Below are 25389 nucleotides of genomic sequence, written 5' to 3' on the forward strand. Positions count from 1 at the left end.
GCAAACATGCGTTTAGAAAAAGGGAGCCCAGCTCCCGCCTTCACTTTAAGCAATGCCACAGGGCAGAGTGTTAGCCTTAAAGACTTTTTAGGCAAGGTTGTGGTGCTTTACTTTTACCCCAAGGACAACACCCCGGGGTGCACCCTTGAGGCGCAAGATTTCACCAAGTTAAAAGCAGAGTTTGGGGCGAAGGGAGCGGTGATTTTAGGCGTGAGCGCGGACGATGCCAAAAGCCATTGCCATTTTATAGAGAGTGAAAGTTTGGGCATTGAATTACTCAGCGACCCTAACCACGAAGTGGCAAAAGCTTACGGGGCTTATGGCGAGAAAAATTTGTATGGTAAGGTGAGCGTGGGGCTGATTCGCTCCACTTTTGTCATTAACCAAGAGGGCAAAATCGCCCATGCCCTTTACAATGTCCGCGCCAAAGATCATGCTAAGAAAGTGCTAGGATTATTGTAATGGTGATTCTTTATGCCACTGAGCAATACCACCCCTTGCAAACCGGCACCGCCACCGCCGACTATGGTTTGAGTCAAGCACTCGCACAGGCGGGACATAGGGTGTATGTCGCCACAAGCGATGTTTTTAACCATGCGGGCATTGCTATGGGCATCCAAAGAGAGGGGAAACTTTGCGAGGTGCAAGGACGCAGGGCATTAGAAATTGCACCTAATTTATGGGTTTTAGAGTTTCATATCTTTCACGATGGCCAAGATTGGCAAGGGGAGCTAGAGGCTTACCTCGATTTTGCCAAGAATTTTGCTTGCGATTTGCTTGTCAATTCTTCCTTTTTTACTTGGAATTGCGATGTGCTGTTGCCCCACTTAGCCACCTGCAAGGCAGAGAAGAAGTTTTTAAGAAACCACACAGAAATGCCAAACATTGCCAAAAAACCCGCCAAAAAACCCCCACAATCTAAACTGACCCAACTTCTTAAAACAATCTACCACAAGTCAAGGGGCATCAAACACCCCCTAGACCCCCTAGAGACCCTTAAAATGCAATTAAGGCAATACGATAAAATCCTTTTCTTGCATAAAAACAGCAGCTTTTACCAATACTTAAGCCAAGAAGTGGACTTAAATTTAGACATTTTGCCCAATGGTGTCTTTGCTAAGGACATTTGTCCGCCCAAATTCCTACCCCCCCCCCCCCCCCCCACAGAAAGCCGCCTAGACCCACATCAACTAAGCCCCCACGCACTTTTAGAGCAACTTTGCCAAAACCCTTTCATCTTAAATGTGTCTAATTACTATGCTGAAAAAGGGCAAGAGATGGTGCTTAAGGCGTATTACGCCAGCCACGCGCAAATGCCCTTAGTTTTTGTAGGTTCTCTCAACAGCGGGCACACCCTCGATCGCTTAAAAGCCCTTAAGACCCATGAGGACGGGGTGCATGGCTTTAAAGAAGTGTTCTTTTTTTATGGCATTGGGCGGGATGAGGTGTTGAAACTTGCCAAACACGCCACCTTATTTTTGCACGCCAGCACGGCAAGTTACGAATCCTTTCCTATGGTACTTTTAGAAAGCATGCAATTTGCCACCCCCTTTATTTGCACCCCCGTAGGCAACGCCCTAGAGCTTGCGCCTGAGCTGGTGGTGCAAGATAGTGTGCAAATGACGACCAAAATCAACGCCCTATTAAACGATTCCAAACATTACCACCACACCTCCACCACCTTGCACCAACAAATCCAAAACTTGACCTATGAGGAAATTATCAAGAAACTCTTGGCGTTTTAAGCCACAATCCTACCTAGAAGTACCCCCTCTTCATAGGTGTGGCAAAGGGCGGTGTAGTGTCCCGGGGGGGTGTGCTCTAGCATACTTTCATTGATGAGAATCTCCCCATCAATTTCCAAGCCCCAGCGCCGATCACGCGCACGCAAAAAGAGATGATCCTCGCTAGCCCCCTCCACAATCACCTCTAAGGTCTGCCCGACTAAGTTTTGCATGGAAGTTTGCACCTGCTCTTGCACTAAAGCGTTGATGCGATCGAGCCGTTCATTGACAAGTTTGCTCGCAATTTGGGGCATGCCATAAGCCTTTGTGCCCTCTTCAGCACTGAAGGCAAAGAGATTTAAGCGATCGAATCTAAACTCTTGTAAAAACGCCTCCAGCTCGTTGATGTCGCTCTCTTGCTCGTGGGGGTGGCCTAAGAGCAAAGTAGAGCGTAGAAAGCTGCCCGGCACGGCACGCATGGCTTTTAAGAGCTCTAAATGCTTGGATTTTGTGGAGTTGCGGCGCATGGTTTTGAGCATGGAGTCTGTGATGTGCTGGATGGGCATGTCAAAGTAATTGGCAAAAATGGGCGAGCTGGCGATCGCCTCGATGAGCTGGTGTGTGGTGCTGGTGGGGTAGAGATAAAAAATCCTGGCACTTTTGATCGCCCCTTGTTTGTCGATCGCTTTAATGAGTTGCACCAGCCCCTCTTTATTGCCTTGATCTTGCAAGTAAGAGCTGGAGTCTTGGGCGATGAAACTGATGTCTGTGTAGCTCCTCTTGGCTAGGTCCTGCACTTCCTTTAAAATATCCTCTATACGCTTGCTTTGCAAGCGTCCTTTAAAGCTAGGGATCGCACAGAAACTGCAATGTTGGTTACAGCCCTCGGACAATTTGACATAGGCATGCACAGATGAGCCGATGATGGTGCGGGCATGTTGGCTGGCTAAAAAGACTTGTTTAGAAAATTGGCTTTGCTTTTTAGCTAAGAGCGTGTCTATTTGGTCGTAATCGCCCACGCCCGTGAAAATGTCGATTTCGGGCAATTCTTTGGCTAGCTCCTCTTTATAGCGCTGGCTTAAGCACCCACTTGCCACGACCACAGCCCCCTTTTTACGCCCCTCAATGGCTTCTAGCAAGACTCGAATGCTCTCTTCTTTGGCGGACTTTATAAATCCGCAAGTGTTGACAATGATGGCATCGGCACTGCTTAGATCGCTGGTGAGCTCGTAGTGGGCGAGTTTGCCTAGCATCACCTCGCTATCGACTAAATTTTTGGAGCACCCCAAAGAGATCAAATGTAATTTAGGCAATGTGATCTCCCTGTGTATCCACCTCCCAAAAGAAGTCGATCCACGAAGTCGCCTCTTTGAGGGTGTAATCCGCCTGAAAATGGGCGCTCTTGTGGGCGAACAGCACCGCACTTTTAAAACGCTTTTGGGGGTATTGCTCTTTTAACACCTGCATCACGCCTAAAAAGCTTCTACCACTATCCACAATCTCATCGACCACTAAAATTTCTTGATGGGTCGGTTTGAGTTTGGGGACATTGTCTATAATAAGCTCGCCTTGTTTGCGATCTGTGCTATAAGAGCTGGCGTTGATCGCATAGACCTCTTTAGTGTCCCAGTAAAGCCCCAAAAAGTGGGCTAAAGTCATCCCGCCCCTTAAAATTGACACGATCGCTTGGGGCTTAAAGTCCGCTTCAACCATTTTGGCTAAGCCCACGACATCTTGTCTAAACTCGTTGTAGCCGTAGTAAAGCCGCATTAAATCTCCTTGTAGTGGTGTTGCATGAACGCCTTGATCGCCACGCCCTCAAATTGAGCTTTTAGCCCTAAATCCACCAAGCTTTGCTCTAGGGCACTCAGCACCCATGCACTTTGATAAACCTCAATGATCCCCATGTGGTTGATGCGCAGCAAATGGTCTTTTAAGTCGTCCTGCCCGCCTGCCACAAGCACGCCATATTTCGTATTTAGGTGCTTTCTAATGTCTTTAGCCCGCTCGTGGTAGATCACAGACATACACAGAGCCGGGGCTTTGGGGTAGATTTTAAGCCCCAATGCCTCAAGGGCTATATTCGTGCTTGCGGCTCTTTTTTTAGTGGCACGATAAAGTGCGTCAAATCCGCCCAAGTCTTGCAGTAGCGTAAAGTAAGTTTGCAAACCCAAAATATGCGAGATACCCGCTGTAAAAGCCGTGGTGTTCTTTTGTTGGTTTTTTAATTCTAGCTTTAAATTAAAGTAATAGCCCTTGTCCTCTAACTTTGAGAGGGCAAAATCGCTCAGTCCTAAAAAACTAAGCCCTACGGGCAACATGAATGCCTTTTGGCTGCCCCCGATCAACACATCGACATGCGTGGTGTCTAAAGGCTCGACTCCCAAAGCGGTGATCGCATCAATGATGGTAACAATCTTAGGATTGTGTTGTTTGGCAGCTTTTGTAATGCCTTCAAAATCTAGTCTTAGTCCCCCCGAAGAGTCGCACACTTGCAAGGCGATCGCTTGGATACTTGGGTCTGCCTGCAGGGCTTTTAGCACTTGATCGGGGCTAATGGGGGTGTCCCACGCGCTCTTAAGCTCCACAACACTAAGGCCATGCGCCCTAGCAATTTTGCCAAAGCGTTCGCCAAATTTACCATTATTCAGCACCAATAAAGCGGGTTGCTCGCTGGATAGGGGTACAAATTGTAAAAGGGCTGCCTCCATTGCTCCCGTGCCGCTGCTGACTAAAGTTAAAACCTCAGCTAGCCCGACCATCTCTTTAAGTTGTTGCCTTGCAGAGCCAAAGATCGCCTCAAATTCCGGCGTGCGGTGGTGGGGGATGGGCTGGCTTAGAGTATTGCTAATGCTCGGGTGGATGGGTGTGGGCCCGGGGGTGAATAACAAGGTCTGCGCGGGTTTCAAGCGTCCTCTTTAGCGATCAAGTGTAAAACACCAGTATAACATAAAACCCATGGGTTTTTGTGTATAATGCTCTAAAGGATTTGTATGCGTTTGTGCTTGTCTTTGGCGCTTTGTACCCTTTTTACCTCCCCTCTTTTGGCGGAGTTTTCCTTGCAAACGGTCGATGACGCTGTGCGTGAAATGGCGATTTACCAAGTGAGTGTGCGCGAAGACATTGCGCTCTTTAACGACCAACTCAACCACACCATCACCCACGCTCAAAGCCACAAAGATCACACTACAGAAACCGATCAAGAACGCGATTTACTCAAAGAAAGCACCATCCTTTACCAAGTCTTACAAGACTACTACAGCAAAGACTCGGCTTTGTTTGACTACTTAGAAGGCTTGTTTGAAGGCTACAACGCCATTTTAAAAGAAGCCCTGCAAGTCCCCCATCTAGCCCCTCTAATCCCTCTCCTACACGAAATCGTGGACCAAATCCAAACCATGGCACAACTAGAGCGCAAAATCACCACCTTAATCGATGAATGATCTCCTAAGTTTAGCCCCCTCAAGCTAGGGTGTCAACTTAAATCATCGAGGGGGCTGGTTTTGTTGCAACATCTGCAACAAATGCGCCACCCCGCCCTTAGAGCTTAATTTTTTAGCTAGCTGACTGGCTTGATCGAATCTCTTTAAAATCCGGTTGATCTCCGCCACTTCTAGCCCAGAGCCTAGCGCGATGCGCTTTTTACGGCTACCATTAAGCAAGGCGGGATTGTCCCTCTCTTTGGCGGTCATGGAGGCGACCATCGCCTTGATTTTTTTGATCTCTGCCGAGTTTTCTAAGTCTGTGCCCTTAAGCGCGCCAGCCACCCCACTAAGTCCGGGGATCATCGACACCAAAGAGCTGATCGAGCCTAGCTTTTTGACTTTTTCTAATTGCTCTAAAAAGTCGGTGAAGCCAAATTGCCCCTTTTTGAGCTTTTTAGAAATGTTTTTCGCCTCTTTGGGGTCAATCACGCTGCTGGTTTTCTCCACCAAGCTCACAATGTCGCCCGCTCCCATGAGGCGGTTGGCAATTCTCTCGGGCACGAAAATATCTAAATCGGGGATTTTCTCCCCATGCCCGATGAAGCGCAAGGGGATTTGTAGCTGGTGGGCGATGCCTAACGCCACGCCCCCCTTGCTGTCGCTGTCAAACTTGCTTAACACCACGCCGCTAATGCCTATCTCGGTGTGGAAGGTCTGCGCCGAGCGCACCCCGTCCTGCCCGCTTAGTGCGTCTGCCACATAAAAGGTTTCCAAAGGATTTAAGAGATTTTTTAGGGCTTTAAGCTCGTCCATCAAGGGCTTGTCGATCGCCAAACGCCCTGCACTATCCACAAGCACCACATCAAACTGCCCCTCTTTGGCACGCTCTAATGCCCCCTTGGCAATGTCTAGCACACTCCCCGCTTTGTGAAAGACTTCTACCCCGATTTGTGCCCCCAAGACTTGTAATTGCTCGATGGCGGCTAACCTCTCCAAATCGCACGCCACCAACAACACCTTTTTATTGCGGGTTTTTAAATAGTTTGCCAGCTTGGCGCAAGTGGTGGTCTTGCCCCCCCCTTGCAAGCCACACATCAACACAATCGTGGGCGGGGTGGGGGCATAGACAAAACCACTAGCCGCCCCCGGCACGCTTAAAATCTCTAACAAACTCTCTTGCAAAGCGTCTAAGAATTGCTGTTTGCCGATCCCCTTCGCCTTGGTCTTTGCCTCGATGTTTTTGACTAATTCTTTGGCGACCTTGTGGTGCACATCATTACGCAATAACGCCTTTTTCAGCTCATCTAGGGCTTTTTCAAGGGCTTTTAAATCGTCTTGAAAACGGATTTTGCCTAAAGCGTTTTTAAAAGATTGGGTTAGGGTGTCAAACATGTTTATCCTTCTAGCATTAAAAGTTCTTTTTGCACTTGGGCTTGTTTCTCTAATAAGGTCTTGTTGCGCTCTTGCAAGCTCTCTAGCAAAGCTTTGGGGGCTTTAGCCAAAAATTGCGGATTGTCTAAATTCAACTTCGCTTGCTCTTTTTTGAGCTTCTCTAATTGCGCCTTTAAACGATGGACAAGTCCGCTCACATCCACCCCCTCTAAGCTGACATGCACCACGCCCAGCTCCCCTCGATCGCTAATGGCTTTAGGCGGTTTGCTTTGCGTTGTGGAAATGTTAGGGATTTTGCTAAGTTTAGAGATGCATTGCAAATCCTCCACCTCTAGGGGGGTGGGGCTTTCAATGGTGGCGGATTCAAGGGGGCGTTTAGCAAGATTTTAAGCCGCCTTAAAGCCGTGATGCTCTCTTTCATTAGATTAAAGCGCGCTTCTAATGTGGCGTTTTGCGTGGTGTCTTTGGGGTAGGGGCTTAACATGATAGACGGGCTGTTTTCTAGCGCGCTTTTACCTAGGCTTTGGTGCAAATACTCGCTGATAAAGGGCATGAAGGGGTGCAAGAGTTTTAAACCCCCTTGAAACACAGAGGCAAGCTCGCCAAAGACTAGGGGGGCTTCTTGGCTGTTTTTGTAGGCCTTAGAAAACTCCAGCACCCAGTCGCAAAACTCCCCCCAAAAGAAGCGATAAAGCGTGGTGGCCGCATCGTTGAAGCGGTAAAGCTCTAGGGCATGGCGGACTTCTTTAGTCGTGGCGTTTAGGCGGGATTTGGCATAAGCCCCTAAGCTCGTGCTAAAGCCTGTGGTTTTTTGCGCTGTCTGTGCGCTTAAGAAAAGGGCGGCGTTGTAGAGTTTGTGGCTAAAGTGCTTGGCTTGCTCTAGGACTTTGGGGTTTAGGCATAAATCCCGCCCCTGCACGCACAACATCGCCAGCGCAAAACGCACCGAGTCGCTCCCATAGGTTTTAATAAGCTCTAAGGGATCGATCACATTGCCCTTAGATTTACTCATTTTTTCGCCCTTTTCATCGCGCACCAAAGCGTGTAGGTAAATGTGCTTAAAGGGCAAAGTGCCTAGCAAACTCTCCCCGCTTAAAAGCATGCGTGCCACCCAAAAAAACAGAATGTCAAAGCCCGTAACCAGCACGCTATTAGGATAAAAGTCCTTTAAATCCTCAGCACTAAACTTCACGCCCTCAAAGCCCTCCAAGCCCTCTTGCCCAAAGCCCAGCGTGCTAAACGCCCACAGCCCCGAGCTAAACCAAGTGTCCAGCACATCGGGGTCTTGCTCTAGGTGTGTGTCGCCACAAGTGGGGCAGTGCGTGGGGGTTTCTAGGGGCACGAATTGGTGTTTGTGAGCGCACGTGAAAACGGGGATTTGATGTCCCCACCAAAGTTGCCGACTGATGCACCACGGGCGCAACTCTTGCATCCATGCATTGTAGTTATTGCGCCAATGGGGGGGGTAAAATTGTGCTAAACCTTGCGCCATTTTTTCTATGGAGCCTTGTGCCACCTCTTGCTTGACAAACCATTGCTTGGAGATGTAGGGCTCAATGGGACTCGCACAGCGGTAGCACACGCCCACTTGGTGGGGGTGCTCTTGCACTTCTTGAATGTAGCCCCCCTCTTTTAAAGCCTCTACAATTTTAGGGCGTGCCTCTAGGCGGTCTAACCCCGCAAAGTCTCCCGCATGGGCGTTTAAAACCCCCTTTGCGTTAAAAACCACTAAAGGCGTGAGCTTGTGCCTTTGCCCCACGCCATAGTCATTAGGGTCATGCGCGGGGGTAACCTTCACGCACCCACTCCCAAAGCCAGGATCCACATAGTCATCGGCGATGATGGGGATAGGGCGGTGCGTTAAGGGCAATAAGGCGTTTTGCCCGATTAAATGCTGGTAGCGTGCGTCTTCAGGGTGCACCATTAACGCCACATCGCCAAAGAAGGTTTCGGGGCGGGTGGTCGCCACCACCACCTCCCCGCCTTTTTCTAAGGGGTAGCGTAAATAATACAGCTTGCCTAGCTCTTCCTTGTACTCCACTTCAATGTCGGCCAGTGCCCCGTCCTTGCAACACCAGTTGATCATGTAGGTGTCTTGCACAATAAGCCCTTGATCAAACCACGCTTTAAAGGCGATTTTTACCGCCTTTTCTAAACCAGCATCCATGCTAAAACGCAAGCGACTCCACGCACAAGACACCCCCAGCTCTTGCATTTGCTCTAAAATCTGCCCCCCACAAGCCTCCTTCCACTCCCACACTTTTTTAACAAATGCCTCTCGCCCTATCTGCTCCTTTTTCACCCCTTGTGCGAGAAGTTGCTTTTCCACGACATTTTGTGTGGCGATCCCGGCGTGATCTAGCCCGGGCTGATAAAGCACACGGTAGCCATCCATGCGCTTAAAACGTACCAAAATATCTTGCAAGCTCAAAGTGAGTGCATGCCCCATGTGCAAGCGCCCCGTAACATTGGGCGGGGGCATCATGATAGAAAAAGGGGGTTTAGCTCTGTCCTCACTCACCTCAAAATGTCCCCGACTCTGCCAAATCTTGTAATAATGCTTTTCTAAAGCGTGCTCAAAGGGGGGGAAGTCCATGAAAATCCTTGGGAGTTTTTGGCTTTATTTTAGCTTGAAGTGGCTTAAAAAGGGCAAGAGAGCGGGGGCGTAGTCAGCGCAAAAGGGCGGCCCTATATTTTCACAATGTGGCTTTGTATGGTGTGGCGTTAAAGCAGAGTTTACACCACATAAGGGGTTTTGTGGGGGGTGTGTTTAGAAACCGCCTATTGCCCCTTATGCTCTAAATTGCCTCTAGCTTGGCATGGATAAATTTAAGGCTTTACACAAGGACTTCTTAAAAGTGGTGCTGACACATAGAAAAGAAAAGATCATAGACAAAGCCTACGCTAGGGCTTTAACCCTGCTCTAGACATTGCTCTAGGCTTTGACACTTTCTAGCTCCATTTTTTATCTTACCCCTTGCCCATTTTCATCCTTTGGGGCAAGAAGTTTTTGAAAGTCGGCTTGGCTTGCTTGCCCTTGCTCTAGCTTGACACAAGCCCTTTGCAAGTCTTGTAAGTGAATAGGTTTAGGGATTTGGCTTGTGTTGCTGATAAACGCATTACCCACAAAGCAGCGCAACGCCCCGAGCCTAAAAAAATCACTCACCCCTAGCAAATAGGCACTTGGGCTTAAAAGCCCTTGCTTGCCTCTTTGCACAAACCGCCCCCAGCGATCGGGGCAAGTATCAGTAAAACACCCCCACAAAGTTGTGGAGAGTGTGGGAGTCTCACAAAAAGGCAAAGCAGGGTCTAGGCTAAAACCTTGTTGCAACCACTTGGGGCTGTAGGTGAATTGATAGGTTTCTTTCAGCCCCTTAGCCCATATCTCAAGCGTGCCGACAGATGTTGTGTTGCAAAAGATAGAAATTGTCATGGGGGTATCTTAGCGCATCGCGTTTAAAACAAAGAGAAGCAAGAAAGGGGTAAATATACTCACTACACTAGACAGAGTTTGGAGTATGCCAAACAAGGAAATTTAGAAAATTTTATTGAAGATTTGGACTAAACCCCTATTTAGAAAATGTTCTTAAGTGTTCTTAGCAAGCATTCACCCTCTTAGCCATAGAAAAATGATCATCATACACCCCGATTTTTATGGCATGTGTGTGCATAATGGCGACATGAGCGAGGCGATCAAGACTTATACAAAATCCCCCAAGTACAGGCACAGGTTTAGAGCCACCCCAATCCACCCAACATTGAGGATAAAGGCAAACCCCCGAGCTTGTAAAACCCACAGATAAAGTAAGCTCTAGCAATCAGGATATTGCCTCTTAGGATTTTAAAGAACAGCGAGGGTGGTAAGACTCTTTAAAGTGGCAAGACAGGGGGCAGAGGGGGGTAAACTTGGCTTTTCTTGCCTAAAAATGGGGATTGTGGCTCAAGCTGTGCTAAAATAAAACTTCTTAAATCCCAAGAAAAATAAGGAACATGATGGTCGGTATTCGGGTCTTTTTGTGCGATTGTGATGGCACGCTCACGGATGGGGGGATGTATTACTTAGAAAGCGGGCAGCAATTTAAAAAATTCAGTGTGGCCGATGGAATCGGCTTTGAGCTTTTAAAAGAGGCGGGGATCAAAACGGGCGTTTTAACGGGCGAGGTGACATCTATTATGGAACACCGCGCCAAGAGGTTAAAAATGGATTATTTGTATCAGGGGTGTAGACCGCAGGGCAAGCTAGAGGCTCTGAAAGAAATTTGCGCTAAGGAAAACATCAGCTTAGAACATGTCGCCTATGTGGGCGATGACCTCAACGACTTGCCCGTGCTCGAATGTGTGGGTTTTAAGGGCTGCGTGGCCAACGCCCATCCCCATTTAAAAGCTCTGCCTGGTATTGTGGTGTCGCCCAAAAATGGGGGTGAGGGGGGCGTACGCGCGCTCATCGACTTGTGGCTAGGCAACCCTAGAGAATTGAGGCACTAACATGCGCCAAGCCTTCAAAGAAAGCCTTAAATCTTTAGCCATGTTTTTGTCTAACAACCCCCTAGCCAAAAGTTATTACAAAGGGCAGGGGGTGATTTTCATGCTGCACGACATTTTGCACGACACCCCTAAAACCCTAGACCCCTATTGCAACCCAAGCATGCCCTTTTTGGATCGCTTTTTAATCCACCTTAAACAAGCAGGCTATGCCCTTGTAGATTTAGACGAGATTTGCGCTTCATTGGAACAAAACAAACCCTTAAAAAACACCACGCACTTCACCTTAGATAATGGCTTTACCTCCACTTACACCAACATCTTGCCCGTTTTTAAAGCCCACAACGCCCCCTTCACGCTCTACATCACCGCCGATGACATAAACAAGCCAGGCATGCTAAGCCTTAAGCAAGCCCAAGCCAAAAAACCCCTATGTACGATCGGTGGGCATGCCAAGACCCACCCAAGACTTGCTAAATTGCGAGGGAAAGAGAGGGCGTTAAAGGAAATCAAAGCAGGCAATGCACTTTTAAAGGAGTCGTTAGGGGTTGAGGTCAAGCACTTTGCCTACCCCTTTGGGCGCATGGGGGACGTTGGTCTAAGAGAAGTGGAGGTCATTAAAGCGTTGGGCTTAAAAAGTGCCGTAACCACAAGACAGGAGACACTCTTTGCGCGCCATAAAGATTCGTTGGCTTGTTTGCCCCGCATCATGCTGACCCAACACATGCCCTTGCATGGCATTTGGCGCAGCTGTAAGCACAAGGTGGCATAGCTGTGAAGGTTCTACACCTCAACGCCACGCTCACGGGGGAGGCGACAAGGGCGTGTTTGCGCTTACATAGGGCTTTACTCAAAGAGAGAATAGAAAGTTTTGTGTGGGTGCAAGATAGGCGGGGGGCTGGGTTAGAGCCACATATCTTAAGTCCTGAAAGCAGATTGGCCAAAGCGTGGGCGTTTATCCGTCCTTTTTTAGACAAAGCCCCGATTTTGCTCTACCCTAAACGCAAAAAGGGGGTGTTTAATTTGGGCTACTTGCCCTTAAGGAACTCAAGCCCGACATCGTGCATTTACAACTGGATAGGGCGGGGGGCGTTGGCTTTAAGGGATTTGTCGAAAATCAAAACCCCCCTTGTGTGGAGCTTGCACGACATGTGGGCTTTTACAGGGGGGGATCATTGCCATTATGATGAAAGCGAGCACACCTATAAGCACTCTTGTATCCTCAATAGCCCTTTTGAGCGCGATCTAGCCACTTGGGGTTTTAAGATGAAGCAACGCGCCTATGCTAAAACCCCTAACCTAAACATCGTGGGGGTGAGCTCGTGGATTTGTAAGTTATCTAAGCAAAGCGCGCTTTTAAAAAATAAGCCCCATCACAATATCCCCAACCCCATAGACACAGACACCTATCAACCCCTAGACAAGGCTTTTTGCCGTCAATTGTTGGAGATAAACACCTCTAAAAAGCTCGTGGGTTTTGGAGCACTAGACACAAACGACCCCAACAAGGGTTATGACCTACTTTTACAAGCCTTGCGCTCTTGCAACTTAGATTTAGAGTTAGTGGCGGTGGGGGCGGCTAAGCCGGCTTATTTGCCCTTTAAAACCCACTATCTAGGCGCACTGCGTGATACGCCTAGTTTGGTGGCGTTTTACAACGCCCTAGACGCACTCATTGTACCCAGCCGTCAAGAGAATTTAAGCAACATGGCACTAGAGGGTCTAGCTTGTGGTGTGCCTGTGGTGGCGTTTAAAGTGGGGGGTTTGCGGATTTGATTGTGCATCAAGAAAATGGTTACCTTGCCAAGCCCTTTGAGACCGAGGATTTGAGAGTGGGGTTGGAATGGGTGCTAAGCAGTGCAGATTTAGGTGCAAGGGCAAGGGCGCATGTGTTAGAGCATTTTAGCGCGCATAAGGTGGCGTGCCAAATGATCGCCTTGTATGAGAGCTTAAAGGGGGGGGCTTGCTAGATTATCTCATCCTAACACCCATTCCTGTTTTTTATAAAGTCAATCTTTACAACGTCCTAGCGCAAAAACTAAAAATTTTTGTGGTGTTTTTAGCTAAGGACACCAAAGAAGTGCGTGCCAAGGATTTTAACACCCTAGAGAATGCCAAGTTTGGCTATGAAGTGCTTTTTAAGGAGGCTTTGCAAGAGCGCCCCACCTTTGCTAATGCGCGCAAACTCTTGAAAATCTTAAAACAACACCCCTATAAGTGCTTGTTGCTTGGAGGCTGGGATTGTGTGGAGTTTTGGAGCGCATGGGCGTTGAGCGGCAAGCCTAAAAACGCGGTAGTGGTGGAGTCGAGCATTGTAGAGAGCCAAACAAAGGGCTTCAAGGCACTCTTAAAGAGGCTGTTCTTAAAGCGGATTTTCAAAGCCTTTGTGTATGGGAGCTTGCATGCCAAACTTTTAGGGGCTTTGGACTTTCAAGGGGAGGTCAAGATCACGCATGGGGTAAGGATCATCAACCCCCCTAAGCAACAACGAGAGCCACGCCCCTACGCTCAAAAATTTATCTGTATCGCAAGACTTGCGGCGGTGAAAAATTTAGAGTTTTTACTAAGAGTCTTTAAAGAGCTACCACATTTGAGCTTAAGCCTTATAGGTGCGGGGGAGCTAGAGGCTAAACTAAAAGGCATGGCAAGTTCTAATGTGTCTTTTTTAGGGGCGGTGGTAAATAGTCAAATGGACCCCCTGCCGTGCGCCCACGATGCGCTGATTTTGCCAAGCATTGCCGAACCTTGGGGTTTGGTGGTGGAGGAAGCCTTGGCAGTGGGTTTGCCGGTTTTGGTGAACCGTGCGTGTGGGGTGCAAGTGCTTGTGGACAATGGAGTCAATGGCTTTGTGTTCGATCCTAAAGATGAAGGGGCTTTAAAAGGGCTTTTAGAAAGCCTAAAAACCCATTATTCTACGTTCTTAAGGGGGGCTAGCACATGGGATTTAGAGGCAAAAGACACGGCGCAAGTGGGGGCGTATTTGTGAGCCTAGTTCATCTTAGTTTGAGGAGGTACCATGAAGTGTCTATGAAAGGATGAAGGGTAGAGTTTTGGAGTTTAGGTCTATGTTTTTGAATATTTTAGGAGAGACCATGCCTTTTACAGAAAAAACAAAATTGATTGTGTTTGTGGATTGGGAGTGTTTGCGTGGGGATTTTGAGTATTTGCAAAAGTTTTGCCCCGATTTCAAACCCCCCCATTTCAACTACAACAACATGCACCAGCTCATGGCATTTTTTAAAGCCTTTATCCAACCTGACGAAGTGCTTTACCGTATGTATATCTATGTGTCCGAGCCTTTTGTGGAGGCAGCCTCTAGGGCAAGAGACGAGCTGAAGGCGCAAATTGAAGCCTACAAGCATGACTACCCTAAAGACTATGAGGGCAAAATAAGGAGGTCTAACAATGTGCAAGAGTTTAACCGCAACTTGACACTCTTCACCGACATGCCTAAAGAGGTGCGCGTGGGTAAGGCAAAGATTTTATTTGAGTACGTGCCCTGCATTGAAGAGGTGGATCGGGTGAAAATGGAAAGTACCCGTAAGCAAATGTTCGTGCGCCAAAAGCAAGTGGATTTGCTTTTAGGGCTGGATATGGCGCATTTAGTGGATAATTTCTACCAAACGAACCAGCACGGGCACATTTTACTCTTTAGTCGTGATAGCGACTTTGTGCCCGCCCTAGAGTTTGCCAGAGGCCAGCATGTCTTTAAAGTCTTTATCGGGCGCATGGAGAAGTTCCCCCCCTTCCCCGACGAGCTCAAGGGGGCGTGCGATGGCGTGCGGATGCTTAGTGTTACCCAAGTGCTAGAGAGCATCCCCCAGCCCAAGCACAAGGCGCACAAGCCCTACACGCCTTTAAACAACCCCTTTGAGGGGCTTAAGGGGGGGACGCATTATTAATAATCTCTCTCATCACCCCCGTGCTCAACGGGGCAAAAACGATTGAAAAATGCGTGGAAAGTGTCGCCTCTCAAAGCATGCTCCCAATGGAGCATTTAATCATAGATGGGCAAAGCACGGACAACACCCTAGAGCTTTTAAAAGCCTACCCGCATTTGCAAGTCTTTAGCTCTAAAGACAAGGGGCTTTATGACGCGATGAATAAGGGCATAAATTTAGCTAAAGGCGAGATTATAGGCATACTTAACAGCGATGATTGTTACGCCCACTCTCAAGTACTAAGCCAAGTGGTGGAGGCGTTTCAAGCCCACCCACAGGCGGATATGGTCTATGCCAATTTGGTGTATGTCAAGGGGGCTAAAATCATGCGCCACTATGTGAGTGGCAAATTCAGTAAGCAAGGGTTTTTTACGGCAAGATGCCGGCACACCCGACTTTATTTGTGCGTAAAGAAGTCTATGCCCGCTTTGGGGGCTACAAAATAGACTACAAAATCGCCGCCGATTATGAGTTCTTGCTAAGGACTTTGGTTGTCGGGCTTAAAAGCGGTGTATGTGCCACTGGGTGTGGGTGCAAATGGGCGTTGGGGGGGGGGTTAGCACAAGGGGCTCAAAAGCCTATGGCTAGCCAATCAAGAAAATTTAAGAGCGTGCAAGGAAAATGGCATCAAAGCCAACATGGCAACCATCTTTTGAGGTATCCGTATAAAATTTGGGGAGTGTTAAAAAGCCGCTTAAGGGTTTAAACGCCCTTTAAAGCTACTGCCCCCCTGCCTTTTGTTGGTCTAAAAGGTGTTTGTAATGGGTGTATTTCTTTTCATCTTTTAAGGCTGTAGGCGTTGGCGAGGTTTTCTAATAAAATCGCCGTGTAGCTGGCTTACTCTTTGATCGTTAGACTTTGTTTGTAAAAGTGTATAGCTTCTTTATCCCCCTGTGTGCTCGCCCTTTCCACATTGCTAGCCATCGCTAAATTTAAAAGCTCTTTGGAACTCAAGGCATTCGTGGGGGTTCTCACCAAGAGCTCATCGGGTTGTAAGTGGACTTTATAATGCGCGAACACCGCTTGCTCGTATTTAGCCCGACTTTGGGGGCTAAACTCTAACATGCCCTGCACGCGGTGGTTGCCCGCCAACACTTGCCCGTCTTCAAGCACCACGGGCAAATCGTCAAAGCCCCCCCTTAAAAAGACTTTTTGCGGGTCAAAGTCCTTAGCGATCTTCTCTACTATTGCCCTGTCGGTTTGCATGCGTGTTTGCGTGCCCGTGTGGCTGGTGAAGTTGGGCTTGATGTCTGTGGCTTTGATGATGGCGTAATCTAAAGGGGTGATGTGGCTGTCATCTAGGCTCACACTGCTTTTCACTTCGAGCCTTTGCATGGGGACACTTGCGCCCACTTGCAAAAGGCGGTCATTGTCTTTTAACCCGGCTAAGGCTTGTTTCTCTTTAGTGATTTGGGCTAGCTTAGCCCGCCATTGGTCGGCGTTCTCTTTGTCTTGTAAGGCTTTGGCTTTCATCTCTTGCTCTTTGGCTTCTAGCTCGGCTTGTTGCGCCTCTAGGGCTTGCTGCAAGCGGCTTTTACCTTTAAGGGGGGATGTGGTAGAGTCGCTTAAGTCCTTTTGGGCAAGATCGGAGCCATGCCTAGACTTAGTCGCGACTTGGTCGAACTTCTGCGCGGGGGACTTTCTATTCTCATATGCCGTAACAATCCAGTAGTTTTTGCCCTTATGCTCCCAACCCTGCGAAACTCCTACCCTAAACTCTTTGCCCTTGTCTTTGAGAATGATGGTTTTTACGCCCGCTTGATCGGTAACTAAATCCCCACTTCTTATGATTTCCTCAATCCCATGACCCAACTTCTCTAAAGGTGTGTCCCCTGCAAAAGGGCTAAAGTCCTCAAGGTGTTTCTCGACAATCTTACTCAATCCATAAGGTTTAAGCGGCTTGCCATTAGCCCATTTAAGCTCTTGCAAACGCTGCGCGTTTGCTCCCCACACCAAATCAATATAACCCCGCTCTCGCCTAAGTCTGGGCGATAAAACGCCCCCGCCACTTGTCCGCGTTGTTCTTGCAAGAGCTTTTTCACCGCTTCAGCCCCTTTACCCGCATACTCGGCAAAGTTTTCCCCAAAGGCGGGATTGGCTTCAATGTTAAGGGGGTTGTGGTAGAGTCGGAGTCCACCTTTGCGCTAGACTTTTGCCCAAGTCCTAGCTCGTAACTAGGGTGCTTGGGGTGCTCTTGCACTGCTGAATCAAAGATGAGATTCTTGTGTAAATCCCCCCGCTCAAAATACATGGTCTTAAAGGCTAATTCATTCTGCCCCTTACGGATTTGCTCCACCACCACATAGTGCCCGTTGATTTGCTTACCGCTAATCACCACCTCCCCGGTATCGTTTTGCCCTAAAACCTTAACATCCGCACCATCGGCGTATTGGGGGTATTGGACGATGTCCTCTTTCGTAACGGGAGTTGTTGGCATGCTTGTGTGATGGTGCCCTTCTCCCCATGCCGCTCTAGCACATGGATAATCTCGCTCTTGTCAATGGTGCGCCTCACATCTTTGGGGTGTTTAAAGTCCCATTCTTGCGCCTTAGACTCTTCTAGTGGCTCAATGGCGATTTTCTTGCTCCCCTTTCAAATTGTAAGAGATAATCTAGCACAGCGGGGGTGAAGTTCTTACGCCCTATGAGTGCCATATCCCGCCCTTTGGTGGGGCTATTGTCGATAAGCTCTTTAATTTGCGGGCTTAAGTCGGCTGATAGGGGGGGTGTGGTAGGCTTATCGTCGGCGATAGGTAGTTTAGAACTATAACCGCCTTGGTAGTCTGTAAAATTGCGGTCGCTATAAAAATCAGAGATTTTACGCCCATCGTTAAGCTCATCCACTACCACTCTTAAATTTACCCAACCGCGCCCTAAAGCCCCACAAAGCAGAATGCTTTGCTCTTTAGCTAAGGGGATTACCACGCATGCTCTTGAGAGCATAACAAAAGACAATCATCTTAAAGTGTCAGTTAATATAATCTTGCATGGCACTTTGTACGAAAACCACGATCAAATACAAGAGCAACAACAATCTTGTCTATACTTGCAAATACCATGCTGTGTGGTGTCCTAAATACAAGAGAAAAGTTCTTGTAAATCAGGTAGAGATAAGATTGAAACAAATTGTTTTAGAAGTGGCACAAGAATTAGAGGTGGAGATTTTAGAAATGGAAACAGAAAGGAGCATAGAAACTCCGCTGCGCTCATTTTGGAGTGATGAAGTTTATTAGAACAGCTAAAGGCAGAAGCAGTCGGCTTTTAAGGCAAGAGTTTGTGCATTTGAGAACAAGACTACCCACACCATGGACAAACTCTTGTTTGATTTCTTCTATAGGGGGGTGCGCCTTTGAAAACAAGTGGAAAGACGATGTTAATCGCCTACAAGCAGAAACTCTACCATGCAAGCAAGCACAAGCACATCAGCAAGCTTCTACGCTTTTATGGCATTTGCTACAACCATGGTATGGCTTGGCATAAGAGATATGAAGGCTCTACACGCTAAACCCACAGGAGCCCCTAACAATACAAGGGTGTCAGTGGCGGATCAGGGGGTTATGGGGCGTGGAGTCGTGGAGTTTGACAAGACTTTATTTTTTGCTAGCATTTGGCTTTTCATTTCACTTTGGTAAAGGAAGTTTTGGCACGATGGAAGAAGCAATCAGCAATCAGCAATCAGCAAGGCAAGTCAAAGCAAACTTCTAGCACTCTCTTTAGCCCTGTGTTCTCTTGCCCCTTTAAGCGCAGAGAAAAATGGGGTGTTTGTGGCAGGGGGCTTTCAATATTCTAACTTTAGCGGGACACAAAAGGCAAGCAACCCCGTTCTATACCAGGTCTTAGGACAATCAAGCGGGCTAAATGGCAATCTCTTCGGGGCAGATATCCAATTGGGCTACAAACAATTCTTTGGCAAGAAAAAACGCTTTGGCTTGCGCTACTACGGCTTTTTCAGCGGGCAGGGTGGGCCTGCTTCGTTTAAACAAGCCCTAGAGGATGAAAATGGCAACTCTTTTTGGGCGACCACCAAGCAACAAGCCGCAAATCTCTTTTATGGTGTGGGCATCGATGCGCTCTTTAACTTCTATGAAAAGAAAAACAAGAGCTTTGGCGTGTTGGCGGGTGTAATGGTCGGGGGGAGTAGCTGGCTGATGGGCAAGGGCTCTATCGATGGGCAATGCGCTTGGAGCAAGGACAATGGGCAATGCACGAGCATGAACAACTACTTTCAAGAGCGTGCGCAGTTTTTTAACACCGATGAAGGGTTTAAGGGCAGTTTCACGCCCACCCATGTGCAAGTTTTGGTAAATCTTGGTTTTAGGGCGAACTTCAGCAAACATCAGGGCTTTGAGCTTGGCGTGCGTATCCCCACCATGAACGACCCCTATTTGACCCTCACGCGGACAGAAGACTACGCTGAACTGGGTGTGAAAAAGGGCGATGCCATCGCCATTAGGTTTAGGCGCAACATCGCCATTTACGCCAATTATGTGATCAACTTTTAACCATCAAGCGGCGGGAGCTATCCGGTTGGGTTATTTTCTGCTAAATGGTTTTTTAGCTAAATTTTTGACCAAACGTTAACCAAAAGTTAACAAAAAAACTCTAAAATGCGTGCCCATGTTTGCATTTCACAATCTCAAATTTTAAAGGAAGTTTATGCGGAAAATGACAAAAGGGATTTTATTATCATTAGTGGGGGTGTCGCTTGCACTTTCAGGCTGTGCCACAGACACGGGAACAAAACCTACAAGCAATCAAGCCAAAAAACAAGCGGTGGCAAAAAGTGCTACCCCCTTAAACTTTAACTACCCTGTCAACATTGAGCAAGAGGCCTCCAACAACCACACCATCGCGATCCTAGCCCCCAACATCCAAGCGGGGGAAAATGTCCAGCCCTACATTGACCAATTCCAAAGCGCATTGGTGAAACAAGTCCAAGAAATCCTAGAGAAAAAGGGTTACCACATCATCCACCTAGCAGATGCGCAAAATTTAACAGCCGATCAAAAAATGAATATCTCCTCCATTTTAAAAATTAGGGGATGGATGGGGATTTTAGAGGACGCGGACATGAACACAGAAAACCCCGAGGACACCAAGATGAACGGCACAGTGGATCAAAGCGCGGGGGCTGTGATCTTTAAATTCTTTGAGCCCAAAACAGGACGCACCACACACAACTTTGCCATCAATGTGGGCGCACAGCGAGCAATTGTCTATTTTTATTCCCGCCAAACGACAAATTCAGGGGGATTTGCAGGTGCGAACTTAGAGGGTGTCAGTGAGCTAGACAAGAATCATAAAGATGCTGTCCACAAGATCCTTGATAAAATGTATGGGGTTGTGGTGAAAAAGTTAGTGCACTGGGTGACAAACACCAATTTAGAGCAATACAGAAACGCGATCGACAAAATCAAAAAGTAGGCATTGTACAGGCGGGTTAGAGCAACCCCTAATCTCGCCAAAGAGCCACGCCTACGCTCCTGGGCTTGCTTTCTTGCCTTTTGGTGCTGGTTTGGTGAGGTCTGCCTCTCTTATAACCCCATCAACCAACCTCTACAAAGCTGTGGTTGTTGCTGTGCATTTGCTCCATCTAGCCTATTCCTAATTAAAAGTGCCGTTTTATCTTTTAGTTTTTAAAAAGTGGGCATGGTGGGTGCTTTTATATAAGTTCCCTCACAAAGGGGTAAGCGTTGATCTAGTGAAAACCACACGCGCGCAAGGCAATGTAGGCGTTGCGCTTATAGTGTAGTTTTCCTTATAACCCCCCGCTCTTGTAGGCTGGGGGTAGCAAGGGGCTTTTTCTGGGCTTTGTCTTTGAGGGGTTTGGTGTGGATTTGAGCGATAAAATCGGGATGGGATTTAATAAAACTTAGATAATTTTCAAAGAGTGCGGGGTTGTAAAAATAGATTTCTCTCGTTTGCACTTCTCTTAAATGCGTAAAGGCGTTTTTAAGGTCCTGCTCAATCGCGCGCATATTGGCCACTTCACAGCTGAATAGATAGCTATAAGCATTCTCTTGGGATTGCCCCGTGAGGCTATTGTATTCCTTAAGCCGCCTTTTTAGGTCGTTGGTGATGCCGATTTTGCACTTGCTAGGCTCTAGATTAGATTGGACGATGTAGAAAGCACTCTTTTAGGCATGGGGCTTTCCTAAAAGTCTGCAAAGGGGCATTTTAACATAGGGAAAGCCGCTTTTTAGTTTCAAAAATCCTTACTAACCCTAATCTATCCATCATAAGGATAGTGTAGAGATTTTTAAACTAGCATAATGCCTTCGCCTTTAGCCCTTAAAGCTTCTTGCACCTTTTCATACCACTTAAGAATGATTTGTGAAGTTTCTGCCCCCGGGCTTATGCATTTGTTTAAGGTGCCCCTTCCTTGTGGGATTGTCTGCCCTTCGCTTGCCCAAGCCAAGATTCTAACGGGTCGCCTATAATGCATCCAATCCACTAGGGGGTTTTCTTTTTCAGTGATGAACAGAGCGCGATCTTTTCTAATGTCATACGCTCCACCAATGACTTGCGTGAGCGCAACAAGTTGTTGCCCATGTTTGATCGCCACAATGTCATTCACCCGCATCACTTCTAAGAAGTCTCTAATTTGCCCTTTCTTCTCTTCCCAATCCGCCAAACCAATGAAGCTATATTTTTCTAAAATTTGACGCACATCTAGGACACTCCATGCCTCTTGCATATGTTGCTGACTAAGTTGCATGTGCCAAAATTCTTGAAAAGGAATGTCTGAAACATCTACGACCATAAAAAACCTCCTAATTTTGTATTCGGGTATCATAACACAAAAGACTAAAGATTATCTTACACAAAAAATGAGACAAGCGGAAAGAAAACTTTATAGAAACTAAAGAAAAAAATTGAGTAACCGTGGAATCAAGAAAAAATATCTAACAACTCCCCCGCATCACCCTACTTTCCCACACTTGAAAAGCGCAGTATCATCGGCGTAAGAGAGCTTGACTTCCAGGTTCGGGATGGGGCTGGGTATTTCCTCTCTTCTAGGGACACGGGAAAAGCGAAGCTTTTTAAGGCTTTCGGTTCTCTTAAAGTTTTAAGAGAGCCTAGGGTTACGCCCTTGTCTTAAGGACTGAGCTTCGATTATTCTAAGTTAAACTCCTAGAACAATCAAGGATGGCTCAAGTTAAAACTAAGCCATCCCTAAAATAAAAACGCCATTCTAGCATTTTTATTTAAAAAAGCAAACTTAAAAAGCAACGCTTTAAATCAATAACCTATGTTGGTCTATCTACAAAGCCCCATTACACTCAATAAGGCAGTGAAGCTATTACGCAAGCAAACAAGCCAAACGCTCTATTAGTAGTGGTTAGCTGAGTGCATTACTGCACTTACACACCCACCCTATCAAACATGTAGTCTTCATGCGAGCTTCAGGGAAAGCTCATCTTGGAGTTGGCTTCGAGCTTAGATGCTTTCAGCTCTTATCACAACCATGCGTGGCTACCCAGCGGTGCTCTTGGCAGAACAACTGGTGCACCAGTGGCATGTCCATCCCGGTCCTCTCGTACTAGGGACAGCTCTCCTCAGCTTTCCTACGCCCACAGCAGATAGGGACCGAACTGTCTCACGACGTTCTGAACCCAGCTCGCGTACCGCTTTAAATGGCGAACAGCCATACCCTTGGGACCTGCTCCAGCCCCAGGATGCGATGAGCCGACATCGAGGTGCCAAACCTCCCCGTCGATGTGAGCTCTTGGGGGAGATCAGCCTGTTATCCCCGGGGTACCTTTTATCCTTTGAGCGATGGCTCTTCCACACGAGAACCACCGGATCACTATGACCGACTTTCGTCTCTGCTTGAGTTGTCTCTCTTGCAGTTAAGCTAGCTTGTGCCATTACACTCAACTGGCGATTTCCAACCGCCATGAGCTAACCTTTGTAAGCCTCCGTTACTTTTTAGGAGGCGACCGCCCCAGTCAAACTACCCACCAAGCATTGTCCTGCCTAAGGATGACTTAGGCCAGTTAGCTAACAAAAACGCCAAGGGTGGTATCTCAAGGATGGCTCCACAGACACCAAAGTGTCTGCTTCAAAGCCTCCCACCTATCCTGCGCATGGCATTCCCATTAGCAGTGCTAAGCTATAGTAAAGGTCCACGGGGTCTTTCCGTCTTGCTGCGGGTAGGAGGAATTTTCACCTCCACTACAATTTCACTGGATCTCTCTTTGAGACAGCTCCCATCTCGTTACGCCATTCATGCAGGTCGGTATTTAACCGACAAGGAATTTCGCTACCTTAGGACCGTTATAGTTACGGCCGCCGTTTACTCGGGCTTCAATTCAAAGCTTCGCCTTGCGGCTAACCCATCCTCTTAACCTTCGAGCACCGGGCAGGCGTCACACCTTATACTTCCTCTTACGAGTTGGCAAAGTGCTGTGTTTTTGGTAAACAGTCGGGAGGGACTCTTTGCTGAGACCTACTTGCGTAGGCACACCTTATCGCGAACTTACGGTGCTAGTTTGCAGAGTTCCTTAAAGAGAGTTCTTCCACGCGCCTTAGAATACTCATCTCATCTACCTGTGTCGGTTTGCGGTACGGACAATTGCAACTAAACTTAGAGACTTTTCTTGGCACGATAGTGTCAGTGATTCTCCCCTTGACCCGAAGGCCTTAGAGAGCCTGTCAGGTTTGAAATACAGGAGCGGATTTGCCACTCTCCCAATCTACACCCTTCGACCAGCACATCCATCAGCTGGCTCACCTAACTTTATGCGTCCTCCCATCGCGCATTGCAATTGGTATAGGAATATTAACCTATTTTCCATCGCCTACCCCTTTCGGACTTGGCTTAGGACCCGACTAACCCTACGATGACGAACATCGCGTAGGAAACCTTAGATTTACGGCGGATACGATTCTTACGCATCTTATCGCTACTCATTCCTGCATGCTCACTTCTGTGCGCTCCAGCACTCCTTGCCGGTATGCCTTCAGTGCTGCACAGAACGCTCTTCTACCACTATGTGTGAAACATAATCTACAACTTCGGTGTCTATCTTAGCCCCGTTATATTTTCAGCGCATGATCACTAGACCAGTGAGCTGTTACGCTTTCTTTAAAGGATGGCTGCTTCTAAGCCAACCTCCTGGTTGTTTGAGTAACCACACATCTTTTTCCACTTAGAATAGAACTTGGGGACCTTAGTTGGTAGTCTGGGTTGTTTCCCTCTTGACGATTGATTTTATCACCCACCGCCTGACTCCCAAGATACAACAAAAGGTATTCGCAGTTTGACAGGGTTTGGTACTGCGGCGAGCAGCCCTAGCCCAATCAGAGCTCTACCCCCCTTTGTCATCACTTGAGGCTATACCTAAATATATTTCGAAGAGAACCAGCTATCACCAAGTTTGTTTGGCCTTTCACCCCTATCCACAGCTCATCCCAGCCCGTTTCAATGGGCACGGGTTCAGTCCTCCACAAGCTGTTACACTCGTTTCAACTTGGCCATGGATAGATCACTTGGCTTCGGGTCTGCAGCGTCTGACTGATGCGCCCTATTCAGACTCGCTTTCGCCACGGCTCGTTTTCACTTAACCTTGCCAGACACCACAACTCGCAGGATCATTATGCAAAAGGCAGTCCATCACCCTGATAAATCATAGGGCTCTGAATGATTGTAAGTAGATGGTTTCAGGTTCTATTTCACTCCGTTACCCACGGTTCTTTTCACCTTTCCCTCACGGTACTTGTGCGCTATCGGTCAAAGAGTAGTATTTAGGGTTGGAGAGTGGTCTCCCCGGCTTCAGCCCGGATTTCACGTGTCCTGGCCTACTCTGGATCCGGCTATCTAGGGTTTTCCTTTCGCATACAGGGCTATCACCTTCTATGGCTTGTCTTTCCAAACAACTTTGCTAGAAAAACCCCTTGAATGTTGCCGTCCTCAACCCCGAGTGCAAGCACCCGGTTTGCCCTTTTCCCCTTTCGCTCGCCACTACTGAGGGAATCTCGTTGATTTCTTTTCCTCTAGCTACTGAGATGTTTCACTTCGCTAGGTTCGCTCTCTATAAATAGAGTAATCCACATTGCTGTGGATTGGGTTGCCCCATTCGGACACCTACGGATCAATGCTTCTTGACAGCTCCCCGTAGCTTATCGCAGTCTAGTGCGTCCTTCATCGCCTCTCTTTGCCAAGGCATCCACCATCCACTCTTAATATCTTGTTTGCCACTCTAGCATATCCGCTAGAGCGTTGCATAAGAGCCACACCGCCTTATTGAGTATAATTCTTTTGGCTTTGTAGTTTTTACCTTTACATAGGCTATTGACAATAAAAAGTCAAATAACACGCTTTTAAGATTGACGCTTTAGAAAAAAGTTTTCACCTTTTCGATGTAAGCTTTCTTAGAAGCAAAACGCAATACTAGCGGTTTGGAGCTTAAGGGGAGCTGAA

At 47.6% G+C, this 25389-nt stretch carries 26 protein-coding genes, 2 rRNA genes and 1 pseudogene; 14 read left to right on the plus strand and 15 right to left on the minus strand.

The window, feature by feature from the left end:
• The first annotated feature begins 6 nt into the window (after window positions 1–6).
• Window positions 7–462, plus strand: a complete 456-nt coding sequence (bcp, locus tag QUE23_RS05670) for a thioredoxin-dependent thiol peroxidase (protein WP_286348124.1) — start codon at window positions 7–9, stop codon at window positions 460–462.
• Window positions 462–1745 (plus strand): glycosyltransferase family 4 protein, encoded by a 1284-nt coding sequence (locus tag QUE23_RS05675; protein WP_286348125.1) that lies wholly within the window; start codon window positions 462–464, stop codon window positions 1743–1745. The genes bcp and QUE23_RS05675 overlap by 1 nt, the downstream gene beginning before the upstream one ends.
• Here QUE23_RS05675 and QUE23_RS05680 read toward each other — a convergent pair.
• Genes QUE23_RS05680 through QUE23_RS05690 form a run of 3 tightly spaced genes read right to left on the minus strand, consistent with a single transcriptional unit; the run spans window position 1742 to window position 4633 of the window.
• Window positions 1742–2977 (minus strand): MiaB/RimO family radical SAM methylthiotransferase, encoded by a 1236-nt coding sequence (locus QUE23_RS05680; RefSeq protein ID WP_286349424.1) that lies wholly within the window; start codon window positions 2975–2977, stop codon window positions 1742–1744. The genes QUE23_RS05675 and QUE23_RS05680 overlap by 4 nt on opposite strands.
• 52 nt (window positions 2978–3029) lie before the next feature.
• Window positions 3030–3494, minus strand: coding sequence for a phosphoribosyltransferase (locus QUE23_RS05685; RefSeq protein WP_286348126.1), 465 nt, complete (start codon window positions 3492–3494; stop codon window positions 3030–3032).
• Window positions 3494–4633 carry a pyridoxal-phosphate-dependent aminotransferase family protein gene (locus QUE23_RS05690; protein WP_286348127.1) on the minus strand — a complete coding sequence of 380 codons (1140 nt, stop codon included), beginning with the start codon at window positions 4631–4633 and terminating at the stop codon, window positions 3494–3496. The genes QUE23_RS05685 and QUE23_RS05690 overlap by 1 nt, the downstream gene beginning before the upstream one ends.
• A gap of 84 nt (window positions 4634–4717) precedes the next feature.
• Between QUE23_RS05690 and QUE23_RS05695 the strand changes: the two genes are divergently transcribed.
• Entirely contained in the window at window positions 4718–5167 is a 450-nt protein-coding gene (locus tag QUE23_RS05695) for a hypothetical protein (RefSeq protein WP_286348128.1), read from the plus strand.
• Window positions 5168–5209: 42 nt separating this feature from the next.
• On the opposite strand, the gene ffh is transcribed toward QUE23_RS05695, so the two are convergent.
• The 4 genes from ffh to QUE23_RS05710 all read right to left on the minus strand — a co-directional run bounded on the left by ffh (window position 5210) and on the right by QUE23_RS05710 (window position 9974).
• The gene (ffh, locus tag QUE23_RS05700) at window positions 5210–6541 is read right to left on the minus strand and encodes a signal recognition particle protein (protein ID WP_286348129.1); all 1332 of its coding nucleotides are present in this window, start codon (window positions 6539–6541) and stop codon (window positions 5210–5212) included.
• 2 nt (window positions 6542–6543) lie between these two features.
• Window positions 6544–6861 (minus strand): hypothetical protein, encoded by a 318-nt coding sequence (locus tag QUE23_RS10200; RefSeq protein ID WP_434801975.1) that lies wholly within the window; start codon window positions 6859–6861, stop codon window positions 6544–6546.
• An 11-nt stretch (window positions 6862–6872) separates the two neighbouring features.
• Window positions 6873–9137, minus strand: coding sequence for a valine--tRNA ligase (locus tag QUE23_RS05705; protein WP_434801976.1), 2265 nt, complete (start codon window positions 9135–9137; stop codon window positions 6873–6875).
• Between the two features lie 369 nt (window positions 9138–9506).
• The gene (locus QUE23_RS05710; protein ID WP_286348130.1) at window positions 9507–9974 is read right to left on the minus strand and encodes a HipA N-terminal domain-containing protein; all 468 of its coding nucleotides are present in this window, start codon (window positions 9972–9974) and stop codon (window positions 9507–9509) included.
• 560 nt (window positions 9975–10534) lie between these two features.
• Here QUE23_RS05710 and QUE23_RS05715 point away from each other — a divergent pair.
• The 7 genes from QUE23_RS05715 to QUE23_RS10205 all read left to right on the plus strand — a co-directional run bounded on the left by QUE23_RS05715 (window position 10535) and on the right by QUE23_RS10205 (window position 15410).
• Window positions 10535–11026, plus strand: a complete 492-nt coding sequence (locus tag QUE23_RS05715) for a KdsC family phosphatase (RefSeq protein ID WP_286348131.1) — start codon at window positions 10535–10537, stop codon at window positions 11024–11026.
• Between the two features lies 1 nt (window position 11027).
• Window positions 11028–11795: a polysaccharide deacetylase family protein gene (locus tag QUE23_RS05720; RefSeq protein ID WP_286348132.1), complete on the plus strand. Its 768-nt coding sequence runs from the start codon at window positions 11028–11030 to the stop codon at window positions 11793–11795.
• Window positions 11796–11797: 2 nt separating this feature from the next.
• A complete protein-coding gene (locus tag QUE23_RS05725; protein ID WP_286348133.1) occupies window positions 11798–12799 on the plus strand; it encodes a glycosyltransferase in 1002 nt (333 codons plus the stop codon).
• Window positions 12800–12801: 2 nt separating this feature from the next.
• Entirely contained in the window at window positions 12802–12993 is a 192-nt protein-coding gene (locus QUE23_RS05730) for a hypothetical protein (RefSeq protein ID WP_286348134.1), read from the plus strand.
• Window positions 12987–14009, plus strand: coding sequence for a glycosyltransferase family 4 protein (locus tag QUE23_RS05735; protein WP_286348135.1), 1023 nt, complete (start codon window positions 12987–12989; stop codon window positions 14007–14009). Before QUE23_RS05730 ends, QUE23_RS05735 begins: the two co-directional genes overlap by 7 nt.
• Window positions 14010–14115: 106 nt before the next feature.
• Window positions 14116–14925 carry a PIN domain-containing protein gene (locus QUE23_RS05740; RefSeq protein WP_286348136.1) on the plus strand — a complete coding sequence of 270 codons (810 nt, stop codon included), beginning with the start codon at window positions 14116–14118 and terminating at the stop codon, window positions 14923–14925.
• 53 nt (window positions 14926–14978) lie between these two features.
• Window positions 14979–15410 carry a glycosyltransferase gene (locus QUE23_RS10205; protein WP_434801977.1) on the plus strand — a complete coding sequence of 144 codons (432 nt, stop codon included), beginning with the start codon at window positions 14979–14981 and terminating at the stop codon, window positions 15408–15410.
• A 391-nt stretch (window positions 15411–15801) separates the two neighbouring features.
• Here QUE23_RS10205 and QUE23_RS05750 read toward each other — a convergent pair whose 3' ends face one another.
• The 4 genes from QUE23_RS05750 to QUE23_RS05765 all read right to left on the minus strand — a co-directional run bounded on the left by QUE23_RS05750 (window position 15802) and on the right by QUE23_RS05765 (window position 17807).
• Window positions 15802–16917 carry a putative barnase/colicin E5 family endoribonuclease gene (locus QUE23_RS05750; RefSeq protein ID WP_286349425.1) on the minus strand — a complete coding sequence of 372 codons (1116 nt, stop codon included), beginning with the start codon at window positions 16915–16917 and terminating at the stop codon, window positions 15802–15804.
• Window positions 16842–17006: a hypothetical protein gene (locus QUE23_RS05755; RefSeq protein ID WP_286348137.1), complete on the minus strand. Its 165-nt coding sequence runs from the start codon at window positions 17004–17006 to the stop codon at window positions 16842–16844. The genes QUE23_RS05750 and QUE23_RS05755 overlap by 76 nt, the downstream gene beginning before the upstream one ends.
• Window positions 17003–17401, minus strand: coding sequence for a PBECR3 domain-containing polyvalent protein (locus QUE23_RS05760; RefSeq protein ID WP_286348138.1), 399 nt, complete (start codon window positions 17399–17401; stop codon window positions 17003–17005). Before QUE23_RS05760 ends, QUE23_RS05755 begins: the two co-directional genes overlap by 4 nt.
• A gap of 121 nt (window positions 17402–17522) precedes the next feature.
• Window positions 17523–17807, minus strand: coding sequence for a hypothetical protein (locus QUE23_RS05765; RefSeq protein WP_286348139.1), 285 nt, complete (start codon window positions 17805–17807; stop codon window positions 17523–17525).
• A gap of 143 nt (window positions 17808–17950) precedes the next feature.
• Here QUE23_RS05765 and tnpA point away from each other — a divergent pair.
• The 4 genes and pseudogenes from tnpA (at window position 17951) to QUE23_RS05790 (ending at window position 20387) form a co-directional block, all read left to right on the plus strand.
• Window positions 17951–18443, plus strand: a pseudogene (gene tnpA, locus QUE23_RS05770) (IS200/IS605 family transposase).
• Between the two features lie 5 nt (window positions 18444–18448).
• Complete coding sequence (locus QUE23_RS05780) at window positions 18449–18595, plus strand: hypothetical protein (protein ID WP_286348140.1); 147 nt, start codon at window positions 18449–18451, stop codon at window positions 18593–18595.
• A 132-nt stretch (window positions 18596–18727) separates the two neighbouring features.
• Window positions 18728–19465, plus strand: coding sequence for an outer membrane protein (locus QUE23_RS05785; RefSeq protein ID WP_286348141.1), 738 nt, complete (start codon window positions 18728–18730; stop codon window positions 19463–19465).
• A gap of 154 nt (window positions 19466–19619) precedes the next feature.
• Window positions 19620–20387, plus strand: coding sequence for an HpaA family protein (locus QUE23_RS05790; RefSeq protein ID WP_286348142.1), 768 nt, complete (start codon window positions 19620–19622; stop codon window positions 20385–20387).
• A 317-nt stretch (window positions 20388–20704) separates the two neighbouring features.
• On the opposite strand, the gene QUE23_RS05795 is transcribed toward QUE23_RS05790, so the two are convergent.
• The 4 genes from QUE23_RS05795 to QUE23_RS05810 form a co-directional block, all read right to left on the minus strand.
• On the minus strand, window positions 20705–21085 hold the full coding sequence (locus QUE23_RS05795; RefSeq protein ID WP_353622245.1) for a GIY-YIG nuclease family protein: 381 nt from the start codon (window positions 21083–21085) through the stop codon (window positions 20705–20707).
• A 137-nt stretch (window positions 21086–21222) separates the two neighbouring features.
• Window positions 21223–21726 carry a pyruvate kinase gene (locus QUE23_RS05800; RefSeq protein WP_286348143.1) on the minus strand — a complete coding sequence of 168 codons (504 nt, stop codon included), beginning with the start codon at window positions 21724–21726 and terminating at the stop codon, window positions 21223–21225.
• Between the two features lie 151 nt (window positions 21727–21877).
• Window positions 21878–21993: ribosomal RNA gene (rrf, locus tag QUE23_RS05805) — 5S ribosomal RNA — on the minus strand.
• 281 nt (window positions 21994–22274) lie between these two features.
• Window positions 22275–25162 (minus strand): 23S ribosomal RNA (locus QUE23_RS05810).
• Between the last annotated feature and the right edge of the window lie 227 nt (window positions 25163–25389).

Origin of the sequence: Helicobacter felistomachi (assembly GCF_030296895.1) — a bacterium.
Taxonomy (GTDB): domain Bacteria; phylum Campylobacterota; class Campylobacteria; order Campylobacterales; family Helicobacteraceae; genus Helicobacter; species Helicobacter felistomachi.